The 12,778-nt window shown below is 43.1% G+C and carries 5 protein-coding genes; 1 reads left to right on the forward strand and 4 read right to left on the reverse strand.

Features of this window, described 5'->3' with window-relative positions; translation table 11 throughout:
- Positions 1-117: 117 nt before the first annotated feature.
- From IPM47_04905 to gldF, 3 genes are all read right to left on the reverse strand, one after another.
- Positions 118-1,539: an AAA family ATPase gene (locus IPM47_04905; GenBank protein ID QQS30290.1), complete on the reverse strand. Its 1,422-nt coding sequence runs from the start codon at positions 1,537-1,539 to the stop codon at positions 118-120.
- A gap of 300 nt (positions 1,540-1,839) precedes the next feature.
- Positions 1,840-3,555, reverse strand: coding sequence for a gliding motility-associated ABC transporter substrate-binding protein GldG (gldG, locus tag IPM47_04910; GenBank protein QQS30291.1), 1,716 nt, complete (start codon positions 3,553-3,555; stop codon positions 1,840-1,842).
- Between the two features lie 42 nt (positions 3,556-3,597).
- Positions 3,598-4,329, reverse strand: a complete 732-nt coding sequence (gldF, locus tag IPM47_04915; GenBank protein ID QQS30292.1) for a gliding motility-associated ABC transporter permease subunit GldF — start codon at positions 4,327-4,329, stop codon at positions 3,598-3,600.
- A gap of 352 nt (positions 4,330-4,681) precedes the next feature.
- Between gldF and IPM47_04920 the strand changes: the two genes are divergently transcribed.
- A complete protein-coding gene (locus IPM47_04920; GenBank protein ID QQS30293.1) occupies positions 4,682-10,918 on the forward strand; it encodes a lamin tail domain-containing protein in 6,237 nt (2,078 codons plus the stop codon).
- Between the two features lie 205 nt (positions 10,919-11,123).
- Here IPM47_04920 and IPM47_04925 read toward each other — a convergent pair whose 3' ends face one another.
- On the reverse strand, positions 11,124-12,710 hold the full coding sequence (locus IPM47_04925) for a T9SS type A sorting domain-containing protein (GenBank protein QQS30294.1): 1,587 nt from the start codon (positions 12,708-12,710) through the stop codon (positions 11,124-11,126).
- Positions 12,711-12,778: the final 68 nt, after the last annotated feature.

Here is a 12,778-nt window from a genome sequence, read left to right on the forward strand (position 1 = left end):
GCTTGATTATTTAAAGTAATTGATGAAACGCGTTATTTTTCTTGACTTTTTAATCTCGAAATATAGTTTTTTCAGTAATTCAAACTATGAAAAAAAATACTTTTCTAATTCAAAACACTAACTTTCAGGATCTGGAATATCAATTTCAGTGATTGTATTAAGTTCTTCTCTTGTTGGCTTTGACTTAGGATCATTCATAACTCGATTTCCTAAATTTTTTTCAACTATATCAAAAAGATTTCTTATCCCTCTTGCATTGTTATTCGAATAATCTTGTTTTTCAATGTAAAATAGTAGTTTAGATGCAGCACCGCTACTAATTTGGTATCCTTTATCTGTACACATCTTTAAAAAAACCTTATGTAGTTCTTCTTTCGTATAATCTACAAAATGAATTTTTGTGGGTAACCGAGATTCTAAACCGGGATTAGATTCCAAAAATACTTTCATCTTATCCGGATAACCTGCTACAATTACTACAATCTGCTCCCTATAATTTTCCATTAATGCAACTAAAGTATTTATAACTTCAAGACCAAAATCCTGTTCTACTCCAGGATAATAAAGAGAGTATGCTTCGTCAATAAACAGAACACCTCCTAACGCTTCTTCAAATTTTTTCTTAGTTTGAGGAGCAGTTTGTCCTACAAATTGGCCAACTAAATCGCCCCTTGTTACCTCTATCAAATGTCCTTTGGTGAGCAATCCAATATCTTTATATATTCTACTAATAAGTCTGGCAACCGTTGTTTTGCCCGTACCAGGATTTCCTGTAAAAACTAAGTGTAATGTAGATGGGCTTACTAAATGTCCAGCATCTAAACGAGCTTTCCTAAATTTAACAAAATTTATTAGCGATTTAATTTCTTCTTTAACAGAATTTATTCCAATCAATTTGATTAACTCATCAAATGCTGAAGATTGAATTTTTGGTACTATTGTATCTGCAATAAAAGTTACTGTTCCTGGTATAACTTGTTCTTCAATTTCCCTCCATCTTTTAAAATCTTTAGCCCTTTTGCAGAATTTATAAGCTTCGTAAATTCTGCGAACAAGATTATTTTCCTTAGTATATTTATGCCAATGTCTAAAAGCGCTTTTAGAATCATAAATCTTAATGTCTTCATCTTCATCTTCAAAATCTAAATTCTCAACAGTATAATTAATAAAACCTGCATCTTCATCATCTTCATCATATTCATCATATTCATACCAAGCGTTTGGAAGTTTTATCTTCCAATTTCCAATTTCATTCGCTGTTAGCTTTTCATTTAATTCTAGTGTTTTGGATTCCAAAATATTAACAAAAAAAATCTTTTGCACAGTTGTTCTGTTTCTATTGTCTAAACCAATAGCAACTAATGCAAATGCAAAATCTTCAGCAAACTCTGAAGTTTCATCTAAATAATAATCAAAATCATCTAACGTTTCATAGTCGCCGTCTTGATGTATTCCTATACATTCATAAGTAGCACTTTTTGTGCCTTCGGGAACTTCAACTATAATTTTCGCCCTTCCAATTTTAACTTCTGTTTCCATTTTTGATGATATTTTTTGTTTAAAGTTCAGATTGAATATTCCTTATTAGTTAAATATAAAATTACCATATAAAGATTTGGAGTGCTTTAAATAAACTGCATTTTGAATTCAATCAATTGGTTTTCTGTTTAATGCATCCTTCAAAACCTTTTTCAACTCATTTAAGCAAATAAAACATTTAAGAATAACAACCCAATTACTAGATTATAGGGTTGTCATATATATTTTAGGTTACAAAAATAGTAATAATTTATTCAAGGTAAGGCGAATCAAAATTCCGAAAAATATATTTCAAGCCTACTACTCATACTTCCATTTACGCAAAAGGCTATATCCCAATCCAAATAAGACGACGATGAGCAAGGGTAACACTAAATTCAATACTTGCCATTGCAATTTGCTTTCTTTAACCCGCGGTTTGTCGAGTAAACGGAGTTTAATATCTTTGTTTCGTGCGCTGATAATGCCGTTTTCATCGTTCAGCCATTCTATGGCATTGATAATCAGGTCTTTGTTGGCAAAGGTTTCTCCGGTGTATTTATAATAGCCCAAAGGACTTGTTTGCCCTCGTTTTTCATCAAAGTCGTTTCGGATAATATCTCCGTCAGAAATTACAATCATTTTGTTGTAGTCGCTTTCTTCGCGGTACGAAACATCGGGCAGGGTATCAATCATAGCAAGAGTAGCCGGGTCGAGCCTGTTTTTAAACAACGAAGGGAACTTGCCCTCGATGGCCACGGCTACGGGTTTGTTGCCGGCATTAAATTCTTCAGGGTTGGGCTTGGTTCGCACCGTATTCACATCCACCTGAACCGGCGTAACATTGGCACGGCTATAAGGCGAGGTACTCATTAAAACCGTTTTTGTCAGTTCGCTTTTACGGGTATCAATGGTGTCAATGGTGCCGGCAAATTGCATCATGACGGCACTCATATTTTTAGTAACCGGATGCAGGTTGTTGGTTTCGGTAATAACCGGAAAATACGTCCATGGAAATAGTTCCAACTGAGAGGCATTGCCAAAAGCATCCCTGCCAACGGCAAGCGGTATTTTGGAACATTGCAGGTCTTGAACTAAGTCGAAGTTGACCCGCACTCCATATTTGAACAACTGGTCTTCTAAGTTCAGTCCATAATCGAGGGCTATAAACGAGCCGTTGTTGGTTTGCAGGCTATCTAAGGAGGTGTTCAGGTTTTCGACCAACCACAATACTTTACCTCCGTTCATGATGTACTGGTCAATTTTAAACTTATGTACCTCTTCAAACTTTTTGGTTGGCTTGGCAATCACTACTGCCCAGAATTTTGGAGGAATGTAGAGGTTTTTGGTAATGTCCAAACGCTGCAACTGATAGTAGTTCGACAAAGAAACCATCACGTCCCGAACCTCGTCAAGCGGCAATTCGCCATGCCCTTCCAAAAAAGCGATACTTGGTTTGGTGTTGCGTTGCAGTTTTTGAATGGTATTGGCCAAGTTATATTCTAACAGAGCAATGGAATTGTTCAGGGTTTCTTCTGCGCCGGTGTTGAGTTGCTGCTGCAACAGGTTGGCGGGCAATTCGCGACCTTTGTAAAACAACATCGCCCCCGGGAAAATGATTTTTTCAGAATATTCGTCTTTGTTTTCAATAAGCCTGCGCGGTTCAAGGCCTTTTTCAGATAACTGGTTGAAAATTTCTTCCCGCTGTTTTACATCGGTTATGCCTTCAAATGGGTCAACAAAATCAAATTCCACCATATTGCCGGAATACGATCTGAACTCCTGAAGCATGTCCAAAGTGGCATTTCTCAATCGTTTGAATCCTGAAGGAAACTCTCCCTGCAAAAAAACTTTTACATAGACCACATCATCAATGTTTCGCAACATTTTTTTGGTAGCAGGAGTCAATGTAAACCGTTTTTCGGTGGTCAAATCAACCCGGAAATAAAAATAGGCGGCAACAATATTGAGCAGCAGCAGAATTGCCGCTAAAACACCGAACTGAATAAAGGATTGAAATTTTTTATTTTTAGACATATCTGTCGTTGAGGCAAGGTGAATGGATCTGCTGTTGGGGGATTACCATTTCCGGCTTTCGACCACCAACCGGGTCAGAATTAAGAACAAGGTGATAAACGAACCAAAATAGACAACATCGCGAAAATCAATGACTCCCCGGCTAAGCGACTGATAGTGTGCATTGATTCCGATTTGTTCTACTATATCGTCAATTTTGGCATAAAACACATTGAGTTTGCTCAAATAATCAAAACTTTGGTAGAACAAAAAACACAGGAATACCGCTAACAAAAATGCAACTATCTGATTGCTGCTGAGAGAAGATGCAAAAACTCCGATTGCTGCAAAAGCCGCACCCAAAAGCAACAGACCGATATAAGACCCCCAGGTAGCACCTGAATCAATATTGCCGGGAGGCAACCCAAGCCGGTAAATGGTGTAATAGTAAACTAAAGTAGGCAACAAGGCAAACAAGACCAAAAACAAAGCTGCCAGATATTTACCCAGAATAATCTGCATATCGGTAACCGGACGGGTCGCCAAAATTTCATAAGTACCGCTTTTAAACTCTTCAGAAAACGACCGCATGGTGATGGCGGGTATTAAAAACATAAAAATCCAGGGTGCGGTAAAAAACAAAGGTTCGAGTGTGGCATATCCATAATCCGGAAGGTTTGAATCGGGGAAAACCCATAAAAACAATCCGGTAGTGAGCAAAAATACCACCAATGCCAGATAGCCAATAAGGGAACTGAAAAAAGTATTGATTTCTTTGACAAACAAGGTGAGCATAGCAGCGTGCTATATGAGGGTTTTTATAAAATAAATTTATTTGGTTTATTCGGGGATAAAGATAAAGAAACTATCTTTACCATTTGTCGAACTCTGTCAAAACGACCTTTAGGCTTTGGTTTCTTAATCCAACTATTCGCTGTTCAAATTGACTTGACATAAGGCAATGGTTAGCAAACTTTAAATCGCTACCTGATAATTAGTTGCCAAAATCTGCCATTGTCTTCTGTTTTAACCATTTGATAACGTTTAAATTGTTCTGATTGATGATAAGGTGTTAATTTTGCCGAACTAAATTACAATCAGACATCTGAAATTATTATCCCGGATATTTAATATAAACCCACTTGATATGAAAATCAAACTACGCATTTTTCTCTTTGTTTTCATTTTATTCGTTTCAGTCAGAACAGAAGCACAGCCCTATTTTTTCAATCCTAATGTACAATCGTTCATCACCACATACGGTTGTGATGGTTGCCATACTGCTTCTTTTCCTTCGAGCGATTTTAGCCAAACCAGTTATTTAGGCGTTCTAACCGGCGGGTCTCAATGCCCCCCTGCCGTACGCCCATTTGATGAAAACGGAAGCCCTTATGTTATCAAAATAGACTGCACTATGCCGTTAACCTGCGGAAGCAGCAATATGCCTGCTTCCAATCCCTGCTCGGTCAGTGCTGCCGATATTGCCTTAATCCGTGCATGGATAAGAGGAGGTGCTTTGGGAGATAATACGTATTGCGAATCTTTTACCGGAACTCCTTTAAGTGTTCAATTCACCGGTTTTACGGGTGCAGGTTTCAACAATCCGCCCACAGCCGCTCAACTCAATTCTAAAGTTTGGACTTTTAGCGGGTTTGTTGATTTTTACAAACCCGGCAATGCCAACACCACCGGCAACTACGCAAGAGGCGCGACCAACGGCGGCGTTACTACAGGTGGAATATATGCGCTGAATTATGGCGGAGGCACCAACCAAGCCCTTTGGATACAGCCCACAGGAACTGTGTTCAACGGGGTAAATGCCAATATCAATCTGCAGGTTTGCAACAACAGCGGAAGTGCGATAACCGATCTAAATTTGAGTTACGATATCGTTGTCAGAAACGATGCACCGCGATCGAACAGTTTTAATTTTTGGTATTCGACCGATGGAAGCACGTTTACCCAAGTCAGTGCATTGGATTATACAACGCCTCTCGATGCTGATGCCTCACCTTCTGTTGTAACAGTTCCGCGAAGCACCCTTTTAACCGGATTAAATATTCCGAACGGAGCCATGTTTTTTCTGCGTTGGAGAGGTCAGGATGTGAGCGGTTCGGGAGCGAGAGACGAATATGGATTGGATAATATCAGCCTATCCGTTCCGGCCGCAGTTTGCACCATCAGCGGCGTATCGGCTACCACAGCCATTTGCAGCGGAGCTAATGCAACCTTTAACGTCAGCTTTACGGCTGACGGAAGCAGCGGAGTGTTTAATGTAATCAATACTGCCAACAACAGTATTCTCGCTTCGGGCAGCTCCTCTCCCATTGCTGTAACCATTCCCAATTCCTTGGGCGGCAGCGTTACCGTTAATGTGGAAGATGCCGGTAATTCATCTTGTTCAGGAACTCCGGTGGTGGTCAATTATCCCGACTGCACACCTGCCGACCCCTGTGAAGACTATACCGGAACACCTTTAACCATCAACTTTACCGGATTTGCCGGAACAGGATTTACCAATGTTCCCATTGCCGGTCAACTTGGCTCGGCTATCTGGAACTTTAGCGGATTTAGCGATGCCTACAACTTTGGCGGGGTAAACACTACCGGAGACTATGCCCGTGGTGTAACTACCGGAGGCGTAACAAGTGGTGGAATTTATGCTCTGAATTATGGAGGCGGCACTAATCAGGCACTTTGGATACAACCAACGGGGTCAGATTTTAACTCAAACGGACGCATTACTTTGGCGGTTTGTAATTTTACCGGCAACACGCTCAATTCAGTCAACGTGGCTTATGATATCGTTGTGCTCAACGATTCTCCGCGCTCCAGTTCGTTCAACTTCTCTTATTCTACCGATGGAATAATCTTTACCCCAGTTGCCGCTTTGAATTATACCACCACCGAAGCACCCGATGGCACTCCTGCTGTAGCAACAGTTCCCCGAACAACTATTTTGACCGGTCTGAGTCTTCCGAACAACAACGTGCTGTATCTGCGATGGACAGGTAATGATGTTGGTGGCTCCGGTGCCCGCGATGAAATGGGATTGGACAATATAGTTCTCAGTCCTCCTTGTGAAATCACCAATGTGGCTGCATCTTCCCCTGTTTGCAGTGGTAATGACGCAACTTTTAATGTTACTTTTACCCCTGCCAACAGCAGTGGCAACTTCAATGTCATTAATACTGCCGATAACAGTATTCTGGCTTCGGGCAGCTCTTCTCCGATAGCGGTAACCATTCCCAACAGTTTGGGCAGCACCATCAATATCAATGTAGTAGATGCCGCCAACACTGCCTGTGCCGGGGCTTCCTCTGTGCCGGTGGTTTTACCTACCTGTGTGGTTTCCTGCACCATTTCAAACATAATAGCCACACCTGTTTGTGACGGAATAGGTCAGTACGACCTCACCATCAACTTTAATGTAACCAACCCTTCCGGATTTGCCTATAATATTTTGGTAGGTGCAACCCCTTTTAACGGCAATCTTTATTCAGGAGGCACTGCCCAAAGTGTTGTTTTGCAAAATCTGCCTGATGGGAACGGAATCACCCCTATTGCTCTACAAATAACCGATGCCTCCAATCCTGCCTGTACCTTTACAACTTCTTACCTCATTCCCAACTGTACACCTACATGTAGTATAACTGAAGTTATTGCCACACCTGCCTGTACGGGCAATGATGTTTACCAGCTAACTGTCAACTTTAATGTTGCCAACCCCGTAGGCACAGGGTTTATTGTTAATGTAAGTGGAACCGATTATCCAGGAGTTTATGCCGGAGGAAGCGCACAAACCCTGACTATACCCAACCTTTCGGGCGGAACAGGAAATGTTGCAGTAACCGACAACGGAAGCGGAACTTGTGTTGCAACTTCAGGCTATACAGTTCCGAGCTGTTTGCCCGGCACCTGCCCCAATTTGGTATTGTCCGGCTATATAGAAGGGTCGGGCTTTAACAAATGCGTCGAAATTTACAATGGAACAGGAGCAGCCGTAAATTTAGCAGATTACAGCATCAATACCTATATCAACGGCGCGTCTGTTGCCGGCAACATTTACGGATTGACAGGCACACTGGCAGCCGGCGATTACTATTTAGTTTGTCATCCCGATGCGGATATTGCCGGAGCGTTGGCTGGGTTAACCCCGGATGCAACTTCTACCCTGATCAACTTCAACGGAGATGATGCCGTAGCCCTGAACTATCTCGGCACCAATGTAGATGTACTGGGAACAATTGGCACCGATCCGGGTACAGAATGGAACGGAACCATCTGTACAGGCGGAACTGCCGACCAAACCTTGGTGAAGAAAAATATCGGAGGGCCTTGTACTTACGGCACCTTTAACGGTGCTACCCCCTTTGGCCCGGCTATTGATGCATTGTATGACTGTTATCCAAATAACAACGCATCGAACCTCTACAGCTATACTCAACCGCCTACTTTGGTGAGCTTTTTACAAAATGGCTCGGCAGTCAGCGAAGCAGCGGGCACTTATAGCCTCTGTGTCGGCATTGTTCAGCCCGATGCCCTAAACAGTACCTCTGTTGATATAGCCCTTACAGGAGGAGATGCCGGAAACGGAACCGATATCACTACTTATTCTACTCAAACCGTTATCTTCCCGGCAGGAAGCAGCAATAACCAATGTGTAACCCTTACTATTACCAACGATTTGGATGTTGAAAATCCCGAAACCCTGATTTTCACCCTGCAAAATCCTTCGGGAGGAAACAGTGCCGGCATAGGTGCTATCCCCTCCATCACAGTGACCATCAATGATGACGATGATGGGGAGCAACCTTGCCCCGATTTAGTGTTCTCTGCCTACGTCGAAGGCTCAAGTTTTAATAAATGTGTGGAAATTTATAACGGCACAGGCGCAACCGTTGATTTAAGCAATTACGAAATCAGACAATATTTTAACGGAAGTGCGGTTAACCCGACCATTATCGCTCTTTCGGGCACCTTAGCCAACAACAGCTATTTCCTGATTTGCCATGTAGATGCCTTGTTAGACGGGTTGATACCCAACCAAACCTCTGCCAATCTTAATTTTAACGGCGATGATGCCATTGTGCTCTATAATGAGGTTTCCGGACAAAATACCGATGTTATCGGAACTATAGGCACCGACCCGGGTACAGAATGGGCCGGGGCTGTTTGTACCGGAGGAACTGCAGACCAAACTTTGGTGAAGAAGAACCTCGGATTGTTATGCCCCTATCAGACTTTTGATGGCATTACAAGCTTCAGTTCTTCGGTGGATGTCTTATACGACTGCTACCCCAGCAATACTTCCAATGTGCTCAATACCTGGCAGGACATTACCTGCGCCATCAGCAATATTCAGATTTCTACTAACTGTACCAACCAGTTTTTCTACGACCTGATTGTAACCTTTACGGTCATTGACCCGGTTGGTGAAACCTATATCGTAACCGTAAACGGAACAGATCATACCCGTTTTTACAGCGGCAGCAGCAACCAAACCTTTACCATCACCGGATTGCCCGAAGGCAACGGAATAACCACCACTTCGGTAACCATTACCGATGCCGTGTACAGCCAATGCAGCGAGGTGGCCACCTATACCATTCCCGACTGCACCCAACCATGCACCATTACCGATGTCAGCGCTTCTACTGAATGTACCGGCAACGGCATCTACGACTTGACGGTGCAGTTTAGTGCAAACAATCCGGTAGGCGTGAATTATGTGGTTCATGTAAACGGCTCCAATTATTCGTTCGCTTATATGCCCGGGGTTGGCCAAACTGCCGTAATTCAGGGGCTTACCGGCGGTACAGGAAACATCACTGTAACCGATGGTTCGGATGGCACCTGTACTGCCACCTATACCTATACAGTGCCAACTTGTATTCTGATCTGTTCAGCCTTAGACGGAACGCAAAGCGTAAGTACCAATGCCGTTTGTTCGGGACAGCAGTTGGAATACAATGCTGGAGGAGTGATTGACAACGATTATACCGGTGGTTTTGTCACTTGGGTATATCATACCGTTGCCGTTTTTGATCCTTATGGAGCAGGAACAACCCCATTTAACGGAACGCTGCCTGTAAACATTTCCTGTTTGCCGATGACCTATTTTCTAAAAGCACGGTTAGACGGTGTTCCCGGATGCAGCGCCTCCTCTGCCACATTTATCGTTAGCGTCTATCCGAATATTTCCATCAATATGACCCAATCAGGGGGTTGCACAGCAACGGTTTCGACTTCTTGTAATTCCACGATAACTTATACAAATCCGTCAACAGGCGCGGTTATTACCAATTCAGGCACTTCTTCGTCCTATACCGCCCTTAACTGTACGGCAGGCAGTGTTACCTTTACCGCAAATTTACCCGGCGCACCGGCAAACTGTCAGACTTCGATAGCAGTACCCTTTAATTGCAATCAGGGTGGTTGCGGGGTGAGCGGTTGTACCAACGCGCTTGCCATCAACTATAACCCCTTTGCAGCTACCGATGACGGAAGTTGTTTGTTTGAAGCCTGTACCGACCCCGCAGCAGTGAACTATGTGGCACCCGGAGCCAATATTGTCAGCAATAACAACCTCTGTTTTTATGCCGAATGCAACTTGTCATATACTGTTGAAAGCAATAATCAGGGCGGTGGTATAAACCCGACTTTCTTCGATGTATATACCATTACACTCGACGGCATACCGGTTTACAGTTATCAATGGTCAACCGGCGGGTATGTGCAATACAGTATCCTGAACAATACAATTACTGTGGTTGCCGCAGATAACGCAACCTGGGCAGTTACTGTTACCGATGGTGAAGGTTGTGCGGCAGTAATAGACATCAGTACTATCAATCCCAATCCCGATGTGAATGTGCTGGCCATCATTAATTACAGCATCACCCCCGACAATGGAACAAGTAACGGAGCTATTGATATTTCAGTAGGCGGAGGAGTAACCCCTTATGGATATTTATGGAGCAACGGGGCAACCACGCAAGACCTATTGGGCGTTCCCTCCGGTTGGTATATCGTTACGGTAACCGATGCTGCGGGCAATCAGACAATTGGCTGGTATTGGGTGCCCAACCAAACCCGTGGACGCGGTAAAACTGAATCAACCTCTGTTTTGGAAGCCTATCCCAACCCCTTTACCACCCAAACCACAGTGGCGTTTATGACCCCCAAATCGGGCAAGGTGTCGGTTAATGTGTATAATATTGCCGGTATGCAGGTAGCAAATCTTTTTGACAGCTATGTCGAAGCAAATACTCCGATTACTACGGTGTTTAATGCTTCTACGCTTCCTGCCGGCATCTATATAATTCAACTTGTTGGCGATTCAGGAGACGTTCAACATGCCCGTGTCATGGTAAGTAAATAGCCGGATAGGTAAAAGACCACAGAACCTTTTACCTTTATAAACCCGCACTCTTTTTTTGCTAAGACAAAAAAGGGGTGCGGGTTTATTTTTGCAGTTCAGTCAACTTCATTTCCCGGGCTATTCATGCGCGCGGCAGCAGCGATACTTGTACCGCTGAAATTCTCTAATCCGGTAAAAGTATCAGAACCACCAAAGTAGCCACTTTTCACTTTTCACTTACCAAAATCTTCCCTGTACTCTCATGCCGCTCATATCCGCCCGGCAAAGCCAACCGCCACACGTACATCCCCGAAGGCAACCCCGATAAATCGAGGATCTGCGTAAAAGTCCCCTTCAGGGGATTTAGGGGTGATTGGGTTTGGGGTGAAGGGGTTAGGGACGAGCCACCGGCAGGTAATACCTGATACCGCACCTTTTGCCCTTGTAAATCATACAATTCTACCACGCCAAAGGACAACTGCGGGGGGAGGGAATAGGTAATTTGGGCGGTACCGTTATTGGGTACAGGGTTTGGAAATACCTGTGCCTGCACATACTGCCGTACACCGGTCTGAATGGGGTTTATACCTATTGGATATTCCACGCTGCTGCATGGTGCTGTACCGCAGGTGTTGCCAAGACTGTCCACTTTTAATACCCAGCTCTTAGTGGGAGAATTAGAATTGAAACCTGCCAAAACAAAACCACCATCGGGAGTGGGTTCTATATCACGGATGTAATCATCATCGGTATTTGTGTCAGACGAAATAGGTGCTTCCCAAAGTATATCGCCCTCCTCAGAAATAGCTGTGATGGCTACCTCCCATATTGGCGGAGGGCCATAAGCAATAGGTACGGCAATTATTAATCCCGTTTCAGGATAGTAATAATGGGCAGATGACGGACTATAAGAGTTGTTTTTCAAGTGTGTTTTAGGTTGCCCTATGATTGTGCCATTAGCGGCAGAAAGATTGGCAAGGTACAGCCCTTTTTTATCAGGGAGGGTACTTTTTATTAACCCCATTAACATGAGGTTGCCGTTTGCCAGTTGAAATACCTTGCATCCGCCATCATCGTCATTGGTGCCAAAGGTTTTTTGCCATTGCAGCGTGCCGATGCTGTCTGTTTTGACCACATACATATCATAGCCCGTGCTGTTGCTATAGCGGTAGCCCGATAAAACATAGCCCCCGTCTTGCGTTTGTTCAGCATACAGTAAGGTCGCCCACATGCCGTAAGTAGCGTCCCACAACTGATTTCCTGTTGAATCAACTTTGAGAATGTAAAATTGACTCGGGCCATAGGTCGTATTGTCATTGAAATATTGTTGTCTGATTCCCGCAATTAAACACCCGTTGTTTTGATGTATTAACAAATGCGTTCCTGTTTCAACTGATGTTGGCGTTTCATATTGTTTTTTCCATAAAATATCGCCCTCGGCGGTTATTTTTATTAATAAAAAATCTGATAACGCACTCGGGTTACTCCTTTCTGCACCCACAAAGTAATTGCCGTCGAATGTGGCGACAAAGCTGTTGCCAAAGAAGATTGCGCTATATTGAACATCCCCGTCCAATATCTCTGTCCATTCCGAATCTCCAATCAAATTGATTTTGCGTAAATAAGTGGCGGAGTATCCACCGGAAGCATTAAAATCGCCAACAACTAAATATCCATCTGATATCGGTTTAACGGCAACGGACCCCATACTGATACTATCTTCATAATAAGTTTGGTTGAAATAAACAGTTTGGGTATGCAATGCGGAGTAATAACAAAGAAAGGCTATTAGTGAAACAATTATTTTTTTCATTACAATTTGTTTTTGAGGGTTGCAGCAAATACAAAAAGCCTTGTTTGCCTGAATAGTATTCAATTCAG

Source organism: Sphingobacteriales bacterium (genome assembly GCA_016700115.1).
Taxonomy (GTDB): domain Bacteria; phylum Bacteroidota; class Bacteroidia; order Chitinophagales; family UBA2359; genus UBA2359.